Origin of the sequence: Bradyrhizobium canariense, from assembly GCF_019402665.1 — a bacterium.
GTDB classification, from domain to species: Bacteria; Pseudomonadota; Alphaproteobacteria; order Rhizobiales; family Xanthobacteraceae; genus Bradyrhizobium; species Bradyrhizobium canariense.
In genome coordinates, this window is the sequence record NZ_VSST01000009.1 from 1 (window position 1) to 22,007 (window position 22,007).

At 64.3% G+C, this 22,007-nt stretch carries 17 protein-coding genes; 8 read left to right on the top strand and 9 right to left on the bottom strand.

Annotation, left to right across the window (positions count from 1 at the left end):
* Positions 1-114: 114 nt before the first annotated feature.
* The 7 genes from FXB41_RS03485 (at position 115) to FXB41_RS03515 (ending at position 8,632) form a co-directional block, all read left to right on the top strand.
* Complete coding sequence (locus tag FXB41_RS03485; RefSeq protein ID WP_219679626.1) at positions 115-1,269, top strand: iron-containing alcohol dehydrogenase; 1,155 nt, start codon at positions 115-117, stop codon at positions 1,267-1,269.
* Between the two features lie 18 nt (positions 1,270-1,287).
* Positions 1,288-2,838, top strand: coding sequence for an AMP-binding protein (locus FXB41_RS03490; RefSeq protein ID WP_219679629.1), 1,551 nt, complete (start codon positions 1,288-1,290; stop codon positions 2,836-2,838).
* A 303-nt stretch (positions 2,839-3,141) separates the two neighbouring features.
* On the top strand, positions 3,142-4,740 hold the full coding sequence (locus FXB41_RS03495) for an ABC transporter substrate-binding protein (protein WP_219679632.1): 1,599 nt from the start codon (positions 3,142-3,144) through the stop codon (positions 4,738-4,740).
* Positions 4,741-4,782: 42 nt separating this feature from the next.
* Positions 4,783-5,730, top strand: coding sequence for an ABC transporter permease (locus tag FXB41_RS03500; RefSeq protein ID WP_219679636.1), 948 nt, complete (start codon positions 4,783-4,785; stop codon positions 5,728-5,730).
* Between the two features lie 9 nt (positions 5,731-5,739).
* Positions 5,740-6,633: an ABC transporter permease gene (locus FXB41_RS03505; RefSeq protein ID WP_219679640.1), complete on the top strand. Its 894-nt coding sequence runs from the start codon at positions 5,740-5,742 to the stop codon at positions 6,631-6,633.
* On the top strand, positions 6,633-7,640 hold the full coding sequence (locus FXB41_RS03510; protein WP_219679643.1) for an ABC transporter ATP-binding protein: 1,008 nt from the start codon (positions 6,633-6,635) through the stop codon (positions 7,638-7,640). Before FXB41_RS03505 ends, FXB41_RS03510 begins: the two co-directional genes overlap by 1 nt.
* The gene (locus tag FXB41_RS03515; RefSeq protein WP_219679646.1) at positions 7,637-8,632 is read left to right on the top strand and encodes an ABC transporter ATP-binding protein; all 996 of its coding nucleotides are present in this window, start codon (positions 7,637-7,639) and stop codon (positions 8,630-8,632) included. Before FXB41_RS03510 ends, FXB41_RS03515 begins: the two co-directional genes overlap by 4 nt.
* Positions 8,633-8,737: 105 nt before the next feature.
* Here the strand turns inward: FXB41_RS03515 and FXB41_RS03520 are convergent, their stop codons facing one another.
* The 7 genes from FXB41_RS03520 to FXB41_RS03550 form a co-directional block, all read right to left on the bottom strand.
* Positions 8,738-10,714 carry an acetyl/propionyl/methylcrotonyl-CoA carboxylase subunit alpha gene (locus tag FXB41_RS03520; RefSeq protein WP_219679647.1) on the bottom strand — a complete coding sequence of 659 codons (1,977 nt, stop codon included), beginning with the start codon at positions 10,712-10,714 and terminating at the stop codon, positions 8,738-8,740.
* Positions 10,711-12,327 (bottom strand): acyl-CoA carboxylase subunit beta, encoded by a 1,617-nt coding sequence (locus FXB41_RS03525; RefSeq protein ID WP_219679651.1) that lies wholly within the window; start codon positions 12,325-12,327, stop codon positions 10,711-10,713. Before FXB41_RS03525 ends, FXB41_RS03520 begins: the two co-directional genes overlap by 4 nt.
* Before the next feature lie 113 nt (positions 12,328-12,440).
* On the bottom strand, positions 12,441-13,307 hold the full coding sequence (locus tag FXB41_RS03530) for a beta-keto acid cleavage family enzyme (RefSeq protein ID WP_219679653.1): 867 nt from the start codon (positions 13,305-13,307) through the stop codon (positions 12,441-12,443).
* A gap of 193 nt (positions 13,308-13,500) precedes the next feature.
* Entirely contained in the window at positions 13,501-14,301 is an 801-nt protein-coding gene (locus tag FXB41_RS03535) for a helix-turn-helix domain-containing protein (RefSeq protein ID WP_219679664.1), read from the bottom strand.
* Between the two features lie 298 nt (positions 14,302-14,599).
* Complete coding sequence (locus FXB41_RS03540; protein WP_007598049.1) at positions 14,600-15,256, bottom strand: glutathione S-transferase family protein; 657 nt, start codon at positions 15,254-15,256, stop codon at positions 14,600-14,602.
* Positions 15,256-16,419, bottom strand: coding sequence for an acyl-CoA dehydrogenase family protein (locus FXB41_RS03545; RefSeq protein ID WP_219679669.1), 1,164 nt, complete (start codon positions 16,417-16,419; stop codon positions 15,256-15,258). Before FXB41_RS03545 ends, FXB41_RS03540 begins: the two co-directional genes overlap by 1 nt.
* Before the next feature lie 123 nt (positions 16,420-16,542).
* The gene (locus FXB41_RS03550; protein WP_219679673.1) at positions 16,543-17,679 is read right to left on the bottom strand and encodes an acyl-CoA dehydrogenase family protein; all 1,137 of its coding nucleotides are present in this window, start codon (positions 17,677-17,679) and stop codon (positions 16,543-16,545) included.
* A gap of 265 nt (positions 17,680-17,944) precedes the next feature.
* Between FXB41_RS03550 and FXB41_RS03555 the strand changes: the two genes are divergently transcribed.
* The gene (locus FXB41_RS03555; RefSeq protein WP_219679677.1) at positions 17,945-19,495 is read left to right on the top strand and encodes an acyl-CoA synthetase; all 1,551 of its coding nucleotides are present in this window, start codon (positions 17,945-17,947) and stop codon (positions 19,493-19,495) included.
* Between the two features lie 83 nt (positions 19,496-19,578).
* On the opposite strand, the gene FXB41_RS03560 is transcribed toward FXB41_RS03555, so the two are convergent.
* Entirely contained in the window at positions 19,579-21,102 is a 1,524-nt protein-coding gene (locus FXB41_RS03560; RefSeq protein WP_219679679.1) for a glycosyltransferase family 2 protein, read from the bottom strand.
* A gap of 48 nt (positions 21,103-21,150) precedes the next feature.
* The gene (locus tag FXB41_RS03565) at positions 21,151-21,921 is read right to left on the bottom strand and encodes a helix-turn-helix transcriptional regulator (RefSeq protein WP_007598058.1); all 771 of its coding nucleotides are present in this window, start codon (positions 21,919-21,921) and stop codon (positions 21,151-21,153) included.
* Positions 21,922-22,007 lie beyond the last annotated feature (86 nt).

The window sequence follows — 22,007 nt, forward strand, 5'->3', positions numbered from 1 at the left end:
CGCAAGCGGGAGAGGGGGAGGAGAGAGCGACAGCGTCTTCGCGCATGACGAATGCCGCCAGCGCGGTTAGACTACCCCCACAAAAACAAGACGAATTGTCCGGGGAGGACAGACGTGCATCAGGGACGTGTCGTTTACGGCGCGATCGAGGAAGTCGTGTTCGGCCACCCCGCGGCCGAGGCCGTGGTCGCCCAGATGGACCGGCTGGGGACGCGCCGTGCCTTCCTGATGGTGTCGGGCACGCTGAACCGGCAGACCGACGAAATCGCGAAGATCACACAAGCCCTGGGCGCACGTTGCGCGGGCGTCTTCGATGCCATGCCGGCGCACACCCCGCGGGAGGCGGTGATCGCCGCCACCAATGCGGCGCGCGAGGCCGGCGCCGACCTGATCGTCACCGTGGGCGGCGGCTCGATCACCGACGGCGCCAAGGCGGTGCAGCTCTGCCTCGCCAACGGCATCGACGATGTCGACGGCATCGAGCGCATCCGCGTGCACAAGGGCGTCGCGCCGGAAATGACGGCGCCTGTCGTGCGCCAGATCAGCGTGCCGACCACGATCGCCGGCGGCGAGTTCAGCGCGATCGCTGGCGTCACCGACCGCAGCACGCACGTGAAGCAGATGCTGCGCCATCCGCTGACGGTGCCGCGCGCGACCATTCTCGACCCCGCCATCACCGTGCACACGCCGGAATGGCTGTTCCTCTCGACCGGCATCCGCGCGATCGATCATTGCGTCGAGGCGATCTGCTCGCCGGAGACGCATCCCTATGCCGACGCGCAGTCGGTCAAGGGCCTCGCGATGCTCGCCGACGCGCTGCCACGGGTGAAGGCTGACCCTGCTGACCTCGATGCGCGCATGGATGCGCAGATCGGCACCTGGCTGTCGATGGGCGCCCTCGCCGCCGGCGTGCCGATGGGCGCAAGCCACGGCATCGGCTACGTGCTGGGCGCGGCCTTCGACGTGCCGCATGGCTACACCTCCTGCATCATGCTGCCGGCCGTGATGCGCTGGAATGCGCCCGACAATGCCGAGCGCCAGATGATCGTCGCGGCCGCAATGGGCTTTCCGGGTCACAAGGCGGCCGACGTGCTCGATGCCTTCATCCGCTCGCTCGGCATGCCGCGCAGCCTCGCCGATGTACGCGTCACGCCGGAGCATTTCGACGCCATCGCCGAACAGGCGATGCGCACACCCTGGGTGCCGCGCAACCCGCGCAAGATCGACGGTCCCGCGCAGGTGCGCGAAATCCTGCTTCTTGCCGCATGATCTAAAGCCGGAGGACCGATGTATCCAGGTCAGCATGCCCGCCTGCGTCCGCTCCAGCCCGCCTTCATCATGGCGGCGAGCGGCGAGGCCGTCACCTATCGCGAGTTGGAGGCGCGCAGCAATCGTCTGGCGCATCTGTTCCGCAGGCACGGCTTGAAGCGGCTCGACCACTACTCGATCTTCATGGAGAACAATTCGCGCTATCTCGAAGCCTGCGGCGCCGGCGAGCGCTCCGGGCTGTACTACACCTGCATCAACTCCTTCCTGACGCCGGGCGAGCTCGCCTATCTCCTCGTCAACAGCCAGTCGAAGATCCTGATCACGTCGATGGCGAAGCTCGACATCGCACGGGAGGCGATCAAGGCCTGCCCCGATATCAAGCTCTGCGTCGTCGCCGACGGCCCCGGCGAGAGTGACCGTATCGTCGGCCTCGCCGAGGTCACGGCCGATCTGCCGACGACGCCGATTGCAGATGAATGTCTGGGTACCGCGATGCTCTATTCATCGGGCACAACGGGACGGCCGAAAGGCATTTTGCGGCCGCTGCCGGAGGAGCCACCGAAGCACAATCTGCCGCTGTTCGATTTCCTGACCAAGCTTTGGCACTATCGCGAGGGCATGGTCTATCTGTCGCCGGCGCCGCTCTATCACTCCGCGCCGCAGGCCGCGGTCAACCTGACAATCCGGATGGGCGGCACCGCGATCATCATGGAGAATTACGATCCCGAGCGTTACCTCCAGCTCGTCGAGCAATGGGGTATCACTCACACGCAGCTGGTGCCGACGATGTTCTCGCGCATGCTGAAGCTGCCGGAGGAGGTGCGCACGCGCTACGACCTCTCCTCGCTCGATATCGCGATCCATGCCGCCGCGCCCTGCCCGGCGCTGGTGAAGGACGACATGATCAAATGGTGGGGACCGATCATCCACGAATATTACGGTGCGACCGAAGGCCTTGGCTTCACCGCCTGCGACAGCGCGGAATGGCTGGCCCATCGCGGCACCGTCGGCAAGGTGCTGCTCGGCGACCTCCATATTCTCGACGAAAACATGAAGCCATGCCCGACCGGCACGCCGGGTCAGGTCTGGTTCAAGACGGCCTCACCGTTCGAATATTTCAACGACCCGGAGAAGACCAAGGAAGCGCGCTCGGCCGACGGCAGCATGAGCACGGTTGGCGACGTCGGCTATGTCGATGCCGATCGGTTCCTGTACCTCACCGACCGCGCGACTTTCATGATCATCTCCGGCGGCGTGAACATCTATCCGCAGGAATGCGAAAATCTGCTGATCACCCATCCGAAGGTCGCGGACGCCGCGGTGTTCGGCGTGCCCAATCCCGATCTCGGTGAAGAGGTGAAGGCGGTGGTGCAGCCGATGCCCGGCGTCGTGCCGGACGAGGCGCTCGTCGAAGAGCTGATCGCGTTCTGCGGGGCGTCGCTGTCACGGCAGAAGGTGCCGCGCTCGGTCGATTTCGAGAAGGAGTTGCCGCGGCTGCCGACGGGGAAGCTGTACAAGCGGCTGCTAAGGGACCGGTATTGGGGGAACAAGGCGTCGCGGATTGTGTGAAGTCGCAGCTGTCGTCCTGGCGAAAGCCAGGACCGATACCGCGTGATCTCACAACTGAAGAAGGTAGCAATCCCGAGCGACCAATCTTCGCCAAACACCTCCCTGGGGTGTTGGGTCCTGGCGTTCGCCAGGACGACGCGGGAGGGACGTCTCTCAATTTGTGAGAGAACCGCCCCTGCGCCCGCGTCATCCGAATTGCCGAGAGGCCCTCCGTCCTTGCCGGTTGCCTCACCGCGCCTGCGTCGCTATCGTCCTGACAAACAGGCCAAAAGGCCGAAAAGACTAAGTCCAGGGAGGACGAGGATGCGGAGCGTACGGGCGCTCGCCGCGACGGCGGCGCTGTCTTTGCTGGCGTTTTCGACGATCGCATCGGCCGGCGAACCAAAGCAGGGCGGGATCCTGCGGATGTATCACCGCGACAGCCCGGCCAATGCGTCCATCCTGGAGGGCGCGACATATTCGATCAACGTGCCCTTCATGGGAGTGTTCAACAATCTCGTCATCTACGACCAGCACATTGCGCAGAATAGCCCTGATACCCTGAGGCCAGAGCTGGCCGAGAGCTGGTCCTGGAGCGGCGACAACAAGAAGCTGACCTTCAAACTGCGCCAGGGCGTCAAGTGGCATGACGGCAAGCCGTTCACGTCGGCCGACGTCAAATGCACCTTCGATCTCCTGATGGGCAAATCGCAACAAAAGCTGCGGCAGAATCCGCGCAAAGCCTGGTACAGCGAGGTTAACGATGTCACGCCGAACGGTGATTTCGAGGTCTCCTTCGATCTGAAGCGGCCGCAGCCTTCGCTGCTGGCGATGCTCGCATCCGGCTATACTCCGATCTATCCCTGTCACGTCTCGCCGGCGGAGATGCGCACCCATCCGGTCGGAACCGGCCCGTTCAGATTCGTCGAGTTCAGGGCCAATGAATCGATCAAGCTGACGCGAAACACGGACTATTGGAAGAAGGGCCTGCCCTATCTCGACGGCATCGAGTACACGATCATCACGAACCGCTCCACCGCGATCCTCGCCTTCGTCGCCGGCAAGTTCGACATGACCTTCCCGACGCACATCACGATCCCGCTCCTCAAGGACATCAAGTCGCAGGCGCCGAACGCCCTCTGCGTCGTCGAGCCGACCAACGTTTCGACCAACATCATCGTCAATTCGGCGTCCCCGCCGTTCGACAACATCGACATCCGCCGGGCCATGGCGATGGCGCTCGACCGCAAGGCCTTCGTCGACATCCTGTTCGAAGGCCAGGCCGATATCGGTGGCACTATGCTGCCGCCGCCGCAGGGCATCTGGGGCATGCCCAAGGACAAGCTGGAGACCATTCCAGGCTATGGCCCGAACGTGAATGCGAGCCGGGATGAGGCCAGGAAGCTGATGCAGAAGGCGGGCTACGGTCCCGACAAGCACTTGGCGGTGAAGGTCTCGACGCGCAATCTCGCGGAATATCGCGATCCCGCGGTGATCCTGATCGACCAGCTCAAGAGCATCTATATCGACGGCGAGCTCGACGTCGTGGAAACCGCGAACTGGTTCCCGAAGGTTGCACGCAAGGATTACATGCTCGGCCTCAACTTGACCGGCAATTCCGTCGACGATCCTGACCAGTCTTTCTACGAAAACTATTCCTGCGGCTCGGAGCGGAACTACACCAATTATTGCAACAAGGAGATCGAGATGCTGTTCGACCTGCAATCGCAGGAGATCGACGTCGGCAAGCGCAAGCAACTGGTCTGGGACATCGACAAGAAGCTGCAGGAGGATGTCGCCCGCCCGATCATCTTCCATGCGCGGGCCGGCACCTGCTGGCAGCCTTATGTCAAGGGCGTGACGATCATGTCGAACAGCTCCTATAACGGCTTTCGCTACGAGGACGTCTGGCTCGACAAGTAGCGCGCAAGACTGACGACTAGCGGCTCGACAGGAGGGCGCGGGATGTTTGCCTATCTGGTGCGGCGCCTGTTTCTGATGCTCGTGACCCTGTTCGGGATCTCGGTCGTCATCTTCTTCCTGCTGCGTATCGTTCCCGGGAATATCGTCGACATCCTGTTTGCCGCGGCCGGCTATGTCGATCCCGCCGACAAGGCCAATCTGGAAAAAGAGCTCGGCATCGACCAGCCACTGGTGGTGCAATATTGGCACTGGATCAGCGGCTTTCTGCGCGGGGACTTTGGTTACTCCTATGTCTCGGAGAAGCCGGCGCTTCAGGAAATCCTGCCACGGATCCCGATCACCGCACGGCTCGCCGGCCTAGCGCTGTTATTCTCGGCATCGATCGGCATTCCCCTGGGCGTGATCAGCGCGGTGAAGCAGGGAACGAGGCTCGATTACGCGTTGCGTGTGGTGAGCCTGAGCGGATTGTCGCTGCCATCGTTCTGGCTCGGCCTGCTCATTCTCACCGCATCGGTCGCGATGTTCAACCAGATGCCGATCTTCAATCCCAATCCGCAGACCTGGCTGGAAGCGTTTGCGACCTATGCCGTGCCCGCCGCCGCCGTCGGCTTCCGTAGCGCGGCACTGACCATGCGCATCACGCGATCCTCGATGCTGGAGGTGTTGCGGCAGGACTATATCCGCACCGCGCGTGCCAAGGGCGCATCGGATGCCGCCGTGAACTATCAGCATGCGCTCAAGAACGCGATTTTGCCCGTCATCACCGTGATCGGCATCGAGGCAGCGTTCCTGATCGGTGGCCTTATCGTGACGGAGACCGTGTTTAACATCCCCGGCGTCGCCCGCTTCCTGGTCGAGGCGATTCGCTGGCGCGATTATCCGATCGTGCAGAACCTGGTGATGCTGATTGCCATCGTCGTGGTGAGCGCGAATTTTATCGTCGACATGCTCTACGCCGTGTTCGACCCGCGTATCCGGTACACGGATTAGGAGAGATTGTTGGCTGCGATCGACTATGACGTTGAACTGAGGCGCGCCGGGGCGCACGCGACCGTCGGCTGGCGCCGCGTGCTGTTTTTGGCGCAGCGGCATGTGCTGGGTGCAGCCGGGCTCGTCATCATGACCCTGTTCGTGTTCACCGCGATCTTCGCCGACTTCATCGCGCGTTACGATCCGCTGACGATCGACGCCGCCCGGGCACTGGCGCGCCCAAGCCTGACCCACTGGATGGGCACGGACTCCTTCGGCCGCGATGTCTTCAGCCGCATCATTCATGGCGCGCGGATCTCGCTCGCGGTGGGCATCGGCTCAACGGCGCTCGGCGGCAGCATCGGCGTGATCGTCGGCCTCACCTCCGGCTATCTCTCCGGCTGGGTCGATCTCGTGTTCCAGCGTGTGTCCGACGTTCTCCAGGCGCTGCCGCTTCTGGTGCTCGCCCTGATCATGACCGCAGCGCTTGGGCCGTCCTTGCCGAACGTCATCATTGCGATCGCCATTCCGCTGATCCCGACCGTCTCGCGCGTCATCCGCGCCAACACGCTGGCGCTGCGCGAGCTGCCATTCATCGAGGCCGCCAAGTCGATCGGCATGAGCGAGGTACGCATTGCGCTCCGCCACGTGCTGCCGAACACGCTGGCGCCGTTGATCGTGCTCGCGACCGCCCAGCTCGGCTCGACCATCCTCACCGAAGCCTCGCTCTCCTTCCTCGGCCTCGGCATTCCCGAGCCTTACCCGTCGTGGGGCCGCATGCTCTCGGAATCCGCCGCCGAATATGTCCGCACGGCGCCCTGGCTGGTGATCTTCCCGGGCATCGCCATCAGTCTCGCGGTGTTCGGCGCCAATCTGTTCGGCGACGCCTTGCGCGACATCCTCGATCCCCGGCAGCGCGGCTGATGGCAGATAAATCCGATCTCGTGCTCGAAGTGAAGGGCCTGAAGACGGTGTTCTTCACCAACTCCGGCCTGTTCCAGGCCGTCGACGATGTTTCCTTCACGGTGAAGCGCGGCGAAACCCTGGCGATCGTCGGGGAATCCGGCTGTGGCAAGAGCGTCACTGCACTATCGCTGATGCGGCTGGTGCCGGATCCGCCCGGCCGCATCGTCGGCGGCTCCGTCATGCTTGAAGGCACTGATCTTCTGGCGCTGGACGAAACGGAGATGCGCGCCGTCAGAGGCAACCGCATCTCGATGATCTTCCAGGAGCCGATGACCTCGCTCAATCCGGTGATGCGAATCGGCGACCAGATCGTCGAGGCCGTGCGGCTGCACCGGAAGATGTCGAAGCGAGAGGCTCAGGATGTCGCAGTCGAGATGCTGCGCCTGGTGCGCATCCCCGAGCCGGCGCGGCGCGCGCGGGAATATCCGCACCAGCTCTCCGGCGGCATGCGCCAGCGCGCGATGATCGCGATGGCGCTGGCCTGCCGGCCGGCACTGCTGATCGCGGACGAGCCGACGACCGCACTCGACGTCACCATCCAGGCGCAGATCCTGGCGCTGATCCTGGACCTTCAGAAAGAACTCGGCACCGGCCTCGTGCTGATCACCCATGATCTCGGTGTCGTCGCGCAGACCGCGCAGCGCGTCATCGTGATGTATGCGGGACGGAAGGTCGAGGAAGCGAGCGTCGAGGCACTGTTCGCCGCGCCGAAACATCCCTACACGCGCGGATTGATGGCGTCGATCCCGACGGTGCCGGCGCCGGGCGTCGTCGCGCCGGCGCGGCTGAACGAAATTCCCGGCACGGTCCCGTCGCTGGTGCGGCTGCCAAAGGGTTGCGCCTTCGCGCCGCGCTGCAAGCTCGCGATCAAGCGCTGCGAGGCCGAATATCCGCCGCTCATCGATTGGGGCGGCGGCCATCTCGCCGCCTGCTGGCGCGCGGCCGAGATTGCGGAGGTGGCATGACCGAGGTGCTGCTCGAAGTCACCGATCTCAAGAAGCACTATCCGGTGCGCGCCGGCGTGTTGCGTCGGCAAATCGGCACGGTGCATGCGGTCGACGGCGTCTCGTTTTCGGTTGGGGTGGGCGAGACGCTGGGCCTCGTCGGCGAATCCGGCTGCGGCAAATCGACGGTGGCTCGCAGCGTGCTGCGGCTAGTGGAGCCGACCTCAGGCCAGATCCGGCTCGAGGGCGAAGACATCACCCATCTCTCCAAGTCCGCGCTGCGGCCGCACCGCCGTTCGATGCAGATCGTATTCCAGGATCCGTTCGCCTCGCTCAACCCGCGCATGACCGCAGGCGACATCGTCGGCGAGCCGCTGTTCGTGCACGGGCTCGCGACCGGCAAGGCGCTGGAGGCGCGTACCGCACAGCTGTTCGAGCAGGTCGGCCTGCGGCCTGACCAGATGCGCAGCTTCCCGCATCAATTCTCCGGCGGCCAGCGCCAACGCATCTGCATCGCTCGCGCGCTGGCGCTCGGGCCCCGCCTGATCGTCTGCGACGAGCCGGTCTCCGCGCTCGACGTCTCGATCCAGGCACAGGTGATCAACCTCCTGATCGACCTGCAACGCGAGCACGGCTTCTCCTATCTCTTCATCGCCCATGATCTCGCGGTGGTCGCCCATATCAGCCACCGCGTCGCCGTGATGTATCTCGGTCGCATCGTCGAGATTTCCGACAAGGACGAGCTGTTCCGTAATCCGCGCCATCCCTACACGCAGGCCCTGCTCGCCTCGGTGCCGGTCGCCAACCCGCTCGCCAAAAAGCTCGTTCCGCTGGTCGACGGCGACGTGCCAAGCCCGGTCAATCCGCCGCCGGGATGCGCGTTTCACACCCGCTGCCGGTTTGCGATGGAGCGATGCAGGATAGAGCGGCCGGTGTTGGTGGATGCCGGTGACGGGCACCGGGTGGCGTGCTTGCTCAACGAGGGGACGGGGCGACCAAATGCGATGTCGTAGGGTGGGCAAAGCGAAGCGTGCCCACCATTCAATCGCAATCGCCGCACGATGGTGGGCACGGCGCTGCGCGCCTTTGCCCACCCTACGATAGCTACACTTGCCGCTCTACCCAGCCCCGATCTCGGCGACAATCTTCCCCGTCGTCACCTGCTCGCCCTCGGCGACGTCGATCGCGGCGACGACGCCGTCGATGCCGGCCTTGTGGACGTGCTCCATCTTCATCGCTTCCAACGTCAGCACCGGTTGACCGGCGGTGACGCGGTCGCCCGGCTTGACCAGGACGGCAACGACGCGGCCGTTCATGGCGGCACGGACCTTGCCGTCGCCGCCGTTGCTTGCGGCCGCCTTTGGCGCGGCGAGCGTGAGATCGGTCGCCGCAAGCGGGATGCCGCGGCGCTGGAGGTACAGCCGGTCGCCGTCGCGCAGGAATTTCGCGCTGTCCGTCACGCCGTCATGGCGGAAGCGGATCACGTCGAAATCGAGCTGGTCGATCTCGAACTTGTCCTGCCGGCCGTCGCTGCCAACAATGTAGCTGCCATCGCGTTCGCGCCAGAGTTCGAGCTCATACCCATGGCCTGCGATCTCGATCTTCGCCGGTAGCGGGAACGTTGCCGCGAGGCTCCGTCCGCGGCGCCACGCCGGTGCCTGCGGGTTCGTGACGTAGAGCAGCAGGCCAGCCAAAGCGATATCGAATGCGGCGTCCGCGCGCGGCGCCAGCAACTCGTCGCGGTGCGCGCCAATGAACGCCGTGGTCGCCTCGCCTTTGGCGAAGCCGGAATGACGCAGGCATGCCATCAGGAAGGCCTGATTGGTGGTGACGCCGAAAGCGGTGAGCTGCTCCAGGCCGACGATCAGGCGCGCCCTCGCCTCCTCGCGTGTCGCGCCATGGCCGATGACCTTGGCGATCATGGAATCGTAGAACGGCGGAATCTCGGAGCCCGATTGCAGCGCGTGCTCGACGCGAATGCCGTCAGGCACCTGCCAGCGCGCCATGCGCCCGGACTGCGGCATGAAATCATGCGCGGCATCCTCGGAGCACAGCCGCACCTCGATGGCGTGGCCTGTGAAGTGAATGTCTTGCTGCTTGACCGACAACGGCTCGCCGCGCGCGACCCGCAGCTGCAGCTCGACGAGGTCGAGCCCGGTGATGGCCTCGGTCACGGGATGCTCGACCTGGAGGCGCGTATTCATTTCCATGAAATAGAATTCGCCGCTCGCGTCGAGCAGAAACTCCAGCGTGCCGGCTCCCTCGTAGCGCAGCGCCTTCACCGCGGCGACCGCGACCTCGCCTATCTTTCCGCGCAGTTCCGGCGTCACGGCGGGCGACGGTGCCTCCTCGATCAGCTTCTGGTGCCGCCGCTGCACCGAGCAGTCGCGCTCGCCAAGATGGATGGCATTGCCATGGCTGTCGCCGAACACCTGAATTTCGATGTGACGAGGATTTTGGATGGCGCGTTCGAGGATCACCGTCGGATCGCCAAACGCCGCCTTCGCTTCGGACCGCGCGCTCCGCAGAGCATCGGGAAATGAGGCGGCGTCGGTGACGAGCCGCATGCCGCGCCCACCGCCGCCGGCAACCGCCTTGATCATCACGGGGAAGCCGATCTTTTTGGCTTCCGCGAGCATGACCTCATCGCCCTGGTCCGCACCCTGATAGCCGGGCACAACGGGCACGCCGGCCTTGTTCATGATCTCCTTGGCACCGGCCTTGTTGCCCATCGACTCGATCGCCTGCGGCGAGGGACCGATGAAGACGAGGCCGGCATCCTTGCAGGCCTGCGCAAACTCCTCGTTCTCGGCGAGGAAGCCATAGCCGGGATGAACGGCATCCGCGCCGCTGGCCTTTGCGGCCGCAACGATCGCGGGAATGTTGAGGTAGGACTGCGCCGGCAGCGGCTCGCCGATGCGCACGGCCTGGTCGGCCTGTTGCACATGGAGCGCGTCGTAATCCGCATCCGAATAGATCGCGACGACACCGAGCCCGAGCTTCCGCGCACTGCGCATCACCCGCAACGCGATCTCGCCGCGATTGGCGATCAGGACCTTGAAGAACGGCCGGTGCTGCGTTGAACCGTTCCTCATGGGCGAGCCACCGAAAACTGCATGCGTTGGGGTGTGCGCGCGTCGCCCTCGCGGCAGATGGCGAGCACTTCCGACAGCACCGCGCGGGTGTCGCGCGGATCGATCACGCCGTCGTCGAGCACGCGCGCGCTGGTCGAGAACACGTCCATCTGGCCGTCGAACACGCCGATGATCTGCGCCTTCATCGCATCGAGCTTTTCTTTTTCGACCGGCTTGCCGCGGCGGGCTGCGGCGGCTTCGGTGACGATCGCCATGGTCTCGGCGGCCTGCTCACCGCCCATCACGGCGGTCTTGGCGTTGGGCCAGGAGAAGCAGAAGCGCGGATGGAAGCCGCGCCCGCACATGCCGTAGTTGCCAGCACCGAACGAGGCGCCGCAATAGATCGTGATCTGCGGCACCGTCGCCGACGTGACCGCCTGGATCATCTTGGAGCCGTGCTTGATCATGCCGGCTTCCTCGTAGGATTTGCCGACCATGTAGCCGGTGGTGTTGTTCAGATACAGCAATGGCGTGCGGGTCTGGCAGCAGGCCTGGATGAAATGCGTCGCCTTGTTGGCACCCGCCGGATCGAGCGGGCCGTTGTTGGTGACGATGCCGATGGCCTGGCCCTCGATGCGGGCATGACCGCAGACGGTGGCCGGGCCGTAGTTCGGCGCCATCTCGGTAAAGTCGGAATCATCCACGATGCGCGCGATGACCTGCTTCATGTCCACGGAGCGCTTGTGGTCCATCGGCATGATGCCGAGCAGCTCGTCCGGGTCGTAGCGCGGCGGCTTGTATTGCGCGGCTCCCTTGTCCGGCCGCTCCCATTCCAGCGCCGCCATGATCTCGCGCGCGATGCGCAGGGCGTCGCGGTCGTCCTCGGCAAGATAATCGCCGAGACCGGAAACCTGCGTGTGCATCTCGGCGCCGCCAAGCTCCTCCTCGGTTGCAATCTCGCCGGTGGCGGCCTTTAGCAGCGGCGGCCCGGCGAGGAAGGCGCGGGTGCGGCCACGGACCATGACGATGTAATCCGACAGGCCGGTCTGATAGGCGCCGCCGGCGGTCGAAGAGCCATGCGTCACGGTGACGACGGGCAGCCCGGCCGCCGAAAGCCGCGCGAGGTTGCGAAAGATGTTGCCGCCACGGACAAAGTCTTCGACGCGGTAGCGCAGGAGATTGGCGCCTGCGCTCTCAACCAGCTGGACGTAGGGCAGCTTGTTCTCCAGCGCGAGCTCCTGCACCCGCAGCGTCTTGTCCAGGCCGTAAGGTTGAAGCGCGCCGGCATCGATGCCGGAATCGTTGGCGCTGACCATGCAGCGGATGCCCGAGACGAAGCCGATGCCGGCGATGACGCCGCCGCCGGGCACGCTTTTGTCCGGATCCGAGACGTCGAACATGTAGCCGGCGAGCGTGGACAGCTCGATGAAGGGCGCGCCGGGATCGAGCACCAGCGCGACGCGCTCGCGCGGCAACAGCTGGCCGCGCTTGTGGAAGCGATCCTTCGCCGCGGCCGACGCCGCACGCGTGCGCTCTTCCAGCGCGCGCATGCGGTCGATCAGGCCGAGCATGCCGTCGCGGTTGGCGCGATAGGCGGCACTGCCGGGGGAAATGGTGTTTTCGAGAATGGACATGATTATTTCCTACCCGTCATTGCGAGGAGCGAAGCGACGAAGCAATCCAGACTGCCTCAACAGAAAGATTCTGGATTGCTTCGCTTCGCTCGCAATGACGGCTGGGGCTACATTCAGCGATTCGTCCCAAAAATCTTCCGCGCTTCCGCCGGGCTCGCGATCTCGCGGCCGGCACGGCGGGCGCAGGCGGCGATGGCCTCGATCAGCTGGCCGTTCGACGTCACCTTCTTGCCGTCGGCGAGATAGAAGGCATCTTCGAGACCGGTACGCAGATGACCGCCGAGTTCGGCGCAGCGCTGGTGCAGCGGCCAGATCTCTTCGCGGCCGATCGCGGTGACCTGAAAATGCCCTTCGGGACGCTTCAGCTTGATCAGGATCGGCAACAGATCGGGATCCGACGGCATGCCGGAGGCGACGCCCATCACGAAATTATATTCGAGCGGGCCCTTGTACATGCCGACCTGGCGGTACATGCCGACGCAGCGGACGATACCGACGTCAAAACATTCGAATTCGGGGATGGTGCCGACCGCGTTCATGACGTCGAGGTAATCCTTCACCTTCTCGACCGCATTGTCGAACATCATCGGCGGCCAGGCCCAGCTGTTGTCGGCCTTCACCTTCAGATAGTTCAGCGACCCGGCATTGCAGGCGGCGATCTCCGGCCTGGTCTCGCGGATGCAATCCAGGGCACCGCTGTAGTTCGGCCCGGAGACGCCCGAGGTGTGGTTGATGATCACGCCGGGGCAGGCTTCGCGGATCGCCTGCTGGATCTCCTTGCTGACGCTGACCTCCCAGGACGGCAGATGCCCCTTGTCCGGTGCCTGCTGGCGCAGATGGATGTGCATGATGGACGCGCCGGCATCGAACGCAGCCTTGGCCTCGCGCGCCATCTGCTCGGGCGTGACAGGCACGTTGTGCTGCTTCGGGTCGGTGAGCACGCCGTTCAGCGCGCAGGTGATGACAGCCTTGTCGCTCATGCCTTGAATGTCTCGCACGTTGATAGTTCAACGTTTGCGATCATGTGATGGGCGGCATGCGGCTTCTTGCGCGGAGAAGCTGGAAAACGAGATGCCGTAGGGTGGGTTAGCCGAAGGCGTAACCCACCTCTTAAGCTTCCTCGGAGGCAGAATTGGTGGATTACGCCTTCGGCTAATCCACCATACGAAGCGATCAACTCGCCTCCGCCAGCCTCACCGTCTCGGTGCTGCGATAAATCGCAAGATCCCGCGAGCCGACGAAGATCGCGCGCGGCTTCAGGCCGTAGAAGCGGCGGATCGAGTGGCTGAAATGGGTGGAATCGGGATAGCCGATGTCCTGCGCGAGATGGGCGAGGTTGAGGTCCTGGTTGGCGAAGTGCAGCAGGTGACGCGCACGCTTCCAGGCGCGGAAGGAGCGGAACGAGATACCCGTCTCTTCCTTGAACAGATGCAGGAAACGCGAAGCGGAGAGTCCGGCGTCCGCCGCACAAGTGTCCGCCGTCACAGGTTCACCCGTGAAGCGGCCGATCCGGGCGACCGCGCGCGTCACACGGGGATCGAGCACGCGGCGCGGCAGCGCTTCGCCAAAACACATCTCGTCGAATTCGGCGGTGGTGATGTCGCCGTAGCGACGCTGGCGCAGCAGCGCGTAGGCGGCGAGGATCTTGCGGGCATAGACGGCCCTGTCGGGTCCGGTGAGCCGCTCGGCCAGGATCTCGATCACGCCATCGGGCATGCTCTCCGGCTCCAGCGTCACGCTGATCGCGGTGCGGTAGTCACTGGCAATGGAATGCCGCTGGTTCGGCAGGGTGACGAACAGCTCGCCGGTGGCGAGGGCATCGTCGATTGTCAGATGCAGACTGCCCTTCACCGCGACATAGACATGGCAGCAGCCGGGCGTTCGCTTGCGGGGGCGGCCGAGCAGGCCGGCATAGAACACCCGCTCCGGCGTGATCAGCATCAAATGGTCGGATTCGCGACCGGTATCTTCCATTGGGATCCTCCTCGCGCGGCTCTTTGGCCGCTGCGGACGGAGGTCACCTTAGCGGAAATCTGGGCGCTGTCACGGCGGGATAGCGCTATCATGAAGCGCAAAACAGCGGCAGTCCGGGAGCGTGGTGGACGACCCGGAACTCGTGCCAACATCGTCGTCCTGGACAAGTGCAGCGGAGCGGAGCGCCGATCCAGGACCCATTACCCCAGGGGAAAATTGCAGCGCGAGGGCGACAACCGCGAGTCGTCGCCAAACAAATCCTTGGGGTAATGGGTCCTGGCTTTCGCCAGGACGATAATTACGCCCTCACTCTTGCTGCCACGTTCTGCTCGACGCCGGCTTGTTGCTCCGCAGCAACCGCGCGCTTGAAGCCATCGCGTTGCTGCAAGCGCGCCCAATAGGCTGCGACATTTGGCCCAAAATCCTTGGCGAGCCCGATATTGTCCGCGAGGCGGAGCGCGTAGCCGATCACGATGTCGGCGGCAGTGAAGCGGCCCGCGCACAAGGCCTCGGTATTTGCGGTGGCTGCCTCGACCGCGCGCAGGCGGCCCAAGAACCACTTGGCATAGTCGCCGGCGACCTGCGGATTGCGGCGCTCTTCCGGCTCGAGCTGGGTGTATCGGAGCACCAGCGTCTGCGGGAAGGTTAACGTGGCGTCGCTGAAATACATCCAGTTCAGGAACGCGCCATAGGCGGGATCTTCGGGTCCGACCATCAGTGGCGTCGGTCCATGCCTGGTGCCGAGATAGTGGCAGATGCCGGAGGACTCGGTCATTTTCGTCTCGCCATCGACCATGAAGGGAATCGTGCCCAGCGGATTGAGCGCGAGGTATTCCTTGGCGAAGACCCGCGGCGGGAATGGCAGCATCTTCAATTCATAGGGCAGCCCCATCTCCTCCAGCATCCAGAGCGGACGGAACGAGCGCGCGGCGTCGCAATGATAGAGCGTGATCATCAGGCGTTACCTTTACTCCCGGGCAACGTGCCCATCGTCTTGCACAGGACCATCAGCATGACCTCGTCGGCGCCACCGCCGATCGATGTCAGGCGACTATCGCGATAGGCGCGACTGACCGGCGTCTCGTTGGTAAAGCCCATTCCGCCCCAATATTGCAAGCAGGCGTCGGTGAGCTCGCGCCCGAGCCGGCCGGCCTTCAGCTTGGCCATGGTCGCCAGTTTCGTGACATCCTCGCCCGCCACCAACGCCTCGCCGGCACGGTAAATCAGCGCGCGCAGCAGCTCGACCTCGGTCTGCATCTCCGCGAGCTTGAAGTGGACCACCTGGTTGTCGAGGATCGACTTCCCGAAGGCCTTGCGATTGCGGGTGTATTCGATGGTCTCGTTGATGATGTATTCGTGCGCCTTCAGGCAGGCCGCCGCACCCCAGAGCCGCTCCTCCTGGAATTGGATCATCTGGTAGGTAAAGCCCTTGCCCTCCTCGCCGATCCGGTTGCGCTTGGGCACGCGGACGTTGTCGAAGAAGATCTGCGCAGTGTCGGAGGAGCGCATGCCCAACTTGTCGAGCTTGCGCGCGACGGTGACGCCCTTGGTCTTCATGGGCACGCAGATCAGCGACTTGTTGCGGTGAACGGGTCCGTCGCCGGTATTGGCGAGCAGGCAGATCCAGTCGGCCTGGGTGCCGTTGGTAATCCACATCTTGCCGCCATCGATGACATAATCGTCGCCGTCCCCGCGCGCATTGGTCTTGATCGATGCGACATCGGAGCCTGCGCCGGGCTCGGAGACGCCGATACAGGCGACGTAATCGCCCGAGATCGAGGGCGCCAGAAACTCCCGCCGCACCTCGTCCGAGCCGAACCGCGCCAGCGCCGGCGTCGCCATGTCGGTCTGCACCCCGATCGCCATCGGCACACCGCCGCAATTGATGGCGCCGAGTTCCTCCGCCATCATCAGCGCGTAGGAGTAATCGAGGCCGGAGCCGCCGAATTCGACCGGCTTGTTCAGCCCGAGAAAGCCGAGGCTGCCCATCTTCCTGAACAGCTCGTGCGCCGGGAAGATGTCGGCTTTTTCCCATTCATCGACATGCGGATTGATCTCGTTGGCGATGAATTTTTGCAAGGAACGGCGGATCTCGTCGTGGTCGGCGGTGAACAGCATTGCTTTCCCTTTGTCATTCCGGGGCGCGCGAAGCGCGAACCCGGAATCCATTCTTCTGCGACATCTGCGGCTCGATGGATTCCGGGTTCGACGCTACGCGCCGCCCCGGAATGACGGCGTCCTTCACAACCCCATCTGCCGGCTGGCCAGATCCTTCATGATCTCTTCGGTGCCGCCGCCGATCGCGTTGACCTTGACCTCACGATAGATGCGCTCCGCCTTGATGCCGCGCATGAAGCCTGCGCCGCCAAAAATCTGCACGGCCTCCGAGGCGCAGAATGCCATGGTCTGGGTCGCCTGGTTCTTCATCATGCAGATTTCGGCGACCGGGCTGTCCCCCTGCTCCAGCCGCCAGGCCAGCATCTCAAGCATCGCTTGCGAAGCGGCGACCTTCTGCGCCATCTCGACGATCTTGTGGCGGATCACCTGGTGCTGCGCGAGCGGCTTGCCGAAGGTCTTGCGCTCCTTGGCGTAGGCGATCGCCTCGTCGAGGCAGACGCGCGCGAACGCGGTGCAGCCCGCCGCCATGCCCATGCGCTCGCTGTTGAAATTCCGCATGATGATCTTGAAGCCATGGCCTTCCTCGCCGATCAGGTTTTCCGCCGGTACGCAGCACTCGTCGAAATGCAGCGTCGCGGTGTCAGAGGCCCACCAACCCATCTTCTTCAGCTTTGTCCGCGACAGGCCGGGCGTATCCCCCTCGATCAGGAGCAGGCTGACGCCGCCGGCGCCCTCGCCGCCGGTGCGCACCGCAACGGTCAGATAGTCGGCACGCATACCCGAGGTGATGAAGGTCTTCTCGCCGCTCACGACGTAGTGATCGCCGTCGCGCCGCGCCTTAGTCCGAAGCCCGGCGACGTCGGAGCCGCCGCCCGGCTCGGTGATCGCGAGCGCTGAGATTTTCTCACCCGCGAGCACCTGAGGCAGCACGCGCGCCTTGACCTCGGGGCGCGCGGCCCGCGCAATCGGCGGCGAGCCGATCGTATGGCTCATCAGACTGGCGCTGACGCCGCCGGCGCCAGCCCGCGCCAGCTCCTGGCTGGCGACGATCTTCATGAACTGGTCGGCGGCGATCCCACCATATTCCTCGGGAAAACCGAGCCCCAAGAGCCCGATCTCGGCCGCCTTGCGATAGAGCGCGCGGGGGAATTCGCCGGCCTCATCCCACTCGTGGGCGAAGGGCGTGATCTCCTTGTCGACAAAGCGGCGCATCACCTCGCGAAAGGCGTCATGCTCGGCGGTATAGAACGGGCTCATCATCGCACTCTCGCCTCGCTGGCGGATTCATCTCGTCCACCATGGCCGGAACCTTGGCGGCTCACTTGCGCGGAGTGGCTGGCCGGCGGCCGCTTCCGAGCAGCGCCCGCTCTAGCAACTCAACGCAAGACGATTTTCACCGCTCGCGCGCCAACTCCGGATCAAAAAAAGGCGTGGTGCACAAACTCCGGCTGGCCCCAGGGCCATGCCGGGCATGGTGCATGGCAATAGGGACGCGGGCGGCACCAAACCGCCGAGGGAGGAATTCTTGGCCGTTCGTTACTACGACTGGATCGCCCATTATGGCCGCCGCACGCCGAACAAGATCGCGGTGATCGACCTCGCGAGCGAGCGCCGCTTCAGCTATGCGCAGCTCGATGCGCGTATCTCTCGTCTCGCTTCATTTCTGCGCCATACGCTGAATGTCTCGCGCGGCGAGCGGGTCGCCGTGCTGGCGCTGAACACGACCGATACGCTGGAGGTGCAATTCGCCTGCGGGCGATTAGGTGCGATCTTCGTGCCGCTGAACACCCGGCTCACCGTTCCCGAACTCCAGTTCATCACCGCAGATTGCGCCCCGAAGGTGATGATCCACGACACCGATCTCGCCGAAACGGCGCTTGCCGTGGCAAGGCTCTGCGGCATTGAGACGAGCCTGCTGCTTGGCCCCGGCGGGACTTACGAGGCCGGCATCGCCGCCGCAAAGCCACTCGAGAAAATCGAGGAGGTGACCCTCGATGACGTCTCGACCATCATGTACACCTCCGGCACGACGGGTCATCCCAAGGGCGCCACCATCACCCATGGCATGACCTTCTGGAATTGCGTCAATCTCGGCGGCCCCGCCTGCATCGGGCCGTCCTCGGTGCTGCTCACCGTGCTGCCGCTGTTCCACACCGGCGGCCTGAATTGCTACACCAATCCGGTGCTGCATGCGGGCGGCACCGTGATGATCATGCGCGCCTTCGATCCCGGCACGGCGCTTGGCCTGATCAATGATCCCGCGCAGGGCATCAACGTGTTCTTCGGCGTGCCCGCGATCTACCAATTCATGGCCCAGCATCCGGCCTTCGCAACCACCCACCTCGGCAGGCTGATCGTCGGCGGTGTCGGCGGCGCTCCGATGCCGGTGCCGCTGCTCAAGGTGTGGGAGGCGCGCGGCGTCGCGCTCCAGCAGGGCTACGGCATGACCGAGACCTCGCCGGCCGTGCTGGTGCTCGACCGCGAGGATGCGGCACGGAAAGCCGGCTCCGCCGGCAAGCCGGTGCTGCACACGGAAGTGCGCATCGTACGTCCTGATGGCAGCGACGCCGATGTCGGCGAGCTCGGCGAACTCTGGGTCAAGGGACCGAACATCACGCCCGGCTACTGGAACAGGCCGGAGGCGAACAAAACGTCGTTCACCGACGGTTGGCTGCACACGGGAGACGCGACACGCGTCGACGAGGAAGGCTTTTACTACATCGTCGACCGCAGGAAGGACATGTACATCTCCGGGGGCGAGAACGTCTATCCGGCCGAAGTGGAGAACGTCCTGCACCAACTCAACGCCATCGCGGAAGCCGCCGTGATCGGCATTCCCGATGTGCAATGGGGCGAGGTCGGCCTCGCCATCGTCGCGGCCAAGCCCGGCCAGCGGTTGACCGAGGCCGATGTCTTCGCACACTGCGCGGCGAATCTCGCGCGGTTCAAATGTCCACGCCAGGTCCGCTTCGTCGACGCGTTACCTCGCAACGCCACCGGCAAGATCCACAAGCCGACCTTGCGCAAGGAATTCTCGGTCACTTCCGAAGTCGACAAGAAAGCCGCCAACGCCTGATGAAAGCGCTCTCTCGCGGGCGCTTTTCTTTTTGACGTGCGTGTTCCAACCCAGAAGAAACCCCAAGGAATTTTAACGAATTTTCATGAAGGGCCGCTATTCTCTTCGGTGAGCGCGGGGGGGCCCGCGCTTTCGACCTCGATCATGTCGTGGCCGACGTCGACGCCCGCGACGGCCAGACCGAGACGACGAGAATCGCCGACGCCCCTGAACACAGGGCATGCCCAGGCGAGGGTGGCGATGCCTGACGGCGGCAGATCGAGTCTCAGCGTGTAGCCGTCATAACCGGTCACGACCGCTTCGGGGGCGACGGGCGTGCCGTCGATATAGAATCGCGTGTCGATCGTATCCAGCGGCGCGCGAAGCGCGGGGCTTCGAACGCGAAGGATGGTGCGGCCAGGCATCCCCTTGATGCGCACGGCAGCCTCCGGTTCGCTCCAGCGGAAAGTGTAACCGGCGGAGAACTCCTCGGCATGGAATCCGATCTGCGCGATAACGTGGCCACCAAGAAAGCCGCCGACAGACCGCGCATCTCGCCCGAGACGATGAATGCAATCGAGTCTCTGATGCCGGATCAGCGCAGCGATGTATCGCCGCATCCATCGCGCGATCGCCTCGCTCGATCCGGCGGCCGTCAGAACGACCAGCACGGCCCGCGCGTGCCATGCCCCCAGCCGCGCGAAAGCGCGCGCGCCGAGATCGCCGAGCAGCGCCGGCACGGCCCAACGCCATAACGCCAGCAATTTCTCGCCGGACCGTCCTCGGCCGCCGCCAGCGAGGCTGTAGCGCAGGAGCGCGTTCAGTGCATTGCGGGCGAGCGACGTGCCGGCCTCACTCCGCGAGCTCCACTCGATCGGAACGTCGAGCAGCTCGCTGCCGGGATCGTTGCGGGCCTCGCTCAGATAGCGAATCTCGCCTTGCACGAAGTCGAGCGTGAATTGCTTCAGCTCGTCGATCTCGCCGACATAGTAGTGATGGAAGCGCGCCTCCTCGAGATAGCCGATGGAATGGCCTCTCGCGTGATAGGCGGCGGCAAGCACCCATTCGGCGAAATGACCGAGCTCTTCGCGCAGGCCGCCGCATTCCCAGTAGACGTCTCGCCGCGTCACGAAACACTGATCCAGCACCTTGCGCCAGGGATGCTGCTTCATACCGAACTCGATGTCGGCCTTGTACATGGCGGCCTCTGCCACGGATAACCGGTTATGGCAGATCGGGATCGAACGGCAGGAAAAGCCGGCCCAGTCGGGATGAGCATCGATCGCGCGAATGCAGAGTTCGATCACGTCGGGTTCGGGCCGGCAGTGCGATTCCGTGAAGAACAGATAGCTGCCGCGCGCCTTCGTCGCGCCAAATGCGCAGAGCCCGATGTCGTGTTCGGAATCGGTGAATTCGAGTCGAGCCCTGTTGCCGGCCAGCGTCTTCAACTGCTCGCGTGCCGTGAAATCCGGTGGCACGACCAAAATGATCTCGTAGAGCGATTTGTCGGCAGTCTGCGACGTCCAGCCGAGCCAGGACATCTCCCACTGCCCGCGGTGAGATTCGAGCGGGATAATGATTGAGAACAGCGGAGATTCGCCGTCATCGAGTGCGGGCGCGTCCTGCATGTCCCCTTATAGACGCATGCCGCGTCATTCCGGATAATTTCCTGCGGACTATACCGACAGAAACAGCGCGAACGATTCTTCCACCGTTCGGCGCAGGTGCTTTTGGTACAGTTCATGGTTGGCATCGCCGGGCGCGACCCGACCCAGCGAGGGCTTCGCGAAGTTTCGAAGCGGCACATAGGCGATCGGCGCTGCGATCGGCGTCAGCTGCGAGCCGGGGCCGGCGCGGAGCGTCGAGATGATCCCGTACATTTCGCCGGCGACCGTCGGCCGCGACACGGTGATTACGCGATGCTGGCCATGCTTGATGATGACGAGATAGATGAAGCCGGACTGATGCGGCACGGCGACCTCGCCGGTGTGTTCATAGGCGGCATCGGTCCGCTCCCCCTCGCGGAACACCAGTGAAGAGACCTTCGGCTCCCAGACGATCTCGGTGCGGTAGGCGAAGATCGCGTCCTTGTCGCCGAACGACGGTCGCAACGTGATGTAGACGTCCTCGAGCCAGGTCACCGCGCGATGCGCATAGGAGCCGAGGCTGTCGGGCGCGACATCGTTTGCGGCCGGAGGCGTCACCACGGCGGCGCTTCTGCGCAGGGAGACGCCCAGCGCCTGCTCCAGCCGCACTGTGGTCGCCAGTGTGAACGGCCGTCGGCCACCGAGCACCTTCTCCAGCGTCGACAGGCTGAGCTTGGCCTGCTCGGCCAGCGCCTGCCGGGAGATCCGGCGCCTGGCGAGCTCCTCACGGATGGTCTCCGCAATCTCGCGGCTCTGCTCGTCCGAAAGCTGCTTGTCGGTGAATTTGTCCTGCGTCTGCATCGTGGCCCTGCTCCAGGACAGCATCCTAGCAGGGCGGACAAACCAGCACAAAACCGCACTTGGCCATCTCGGAGGCGGCCGGCGGG

Excerpts from the sequence above, each read along its gene's own strand:
- FXB41_RS03490 (WP_219679629.1), top strand. The coding sequence starts at position 1,288 with ATGTATCCAGGTCAGCATGCCCGCCTGCGTCCGCTCCAGCCCGCCTTC.
- FXB41_RS03495 (WP_219679632.1), top strand. The coding sequence starts at position 3,142 with ATGCGGAGCGTACGGGCGCTCGCCGCGACGGCGGCGCTGTCTTTGCTG.
- FXB41_RS03500 (WP_219679636.1), top strand. The coding sequence starts at position 4,783 with ATGTTTGCCTATCTGGTGCGGCGCCTGTTTCTGATGCTCGTGACCCTG.
- FXB41_RS03510 (WP_219679643.1), top strand. The coding sequence starts at position 6,633 with ATGGCAGATAAATCCGATCTCGTGCTCGAAGTGAAGGGCCTGAAGACG.
- FXB41_RS03515 (WP_219679646.1), top strand. The coding sequence starts at position 7,637 with ATGACCGAGGTGCTGCTCGAAGTCACCGATCTCAAGAAGCACTATCCG.
- FXB41_RS03520 (WP_219679647.1), bottom strand. The coding sequence starts at position 10,714 with ATGAGGAACGGTTCAACGCAGCACCGGCCGTTCTTCAAGGTCCTGATC.
- FXB41_RS03525 (WP_219679651.1), bottom strand. The coding sequence starts at position 12,327 with ATGTCCATTCTCGAAAACACCATTTCCCCCGGCAGTGCCGCCTATCGC.
- FXB41_RS03530 (WP_219679653.1), bottom strand. The coding sequence starts at position 13,307 with ATGAGCGACAAGGCTGTCATCACCTGCGCGCTGAACGGCGTGCTCACC.
- FXB41_RS03535 (WP_219679664.1), bottom strand. The coding sequence starts at position 14,301 with ATGGAAGATACCGGTCGCGAATCCGACCATTTGATGCTGATCACGCCG.
- FXB41_RS03540 (WP_007598049.1), bottom strand. The coding sequence starts at position 15,256 with ATGATCACGCTCTATCATTGCGACGCCGCGCGCTCGTTCCGTCCGCTC.
- FXB41_RS03545 (WP_219679669.1), bottom strand. The coding sequence starts at position 16,419 with ATGCTGTTCACCGCCGACCACGACGAGATCCGCCGTTCCTTGCAAAAA.
- FXB41_RS03550 (WP_219679673.1), bottom strand. The coding sequence starts at position 17,679 with ATGATGAGCCCGTTCTATACCGCCGAGCATGACGCCTTTCGCGAGGTG.
- FXB41_RS03560 (WP_219679679.1), bottom strand. The coding sequence starts at position 21,102 with ATGCAGGACGCGCCCGCACTCGATGACGGCGAATCTCCGCTGTTCTCA.
- FXB41_RS03565 (WP_007598058.1), bottom strand. The coding sequence starts at position 21,921 with ATGCAGACGCAGGACAAATTCACCGACAAGCAGCTTTCGGACGAGCAG.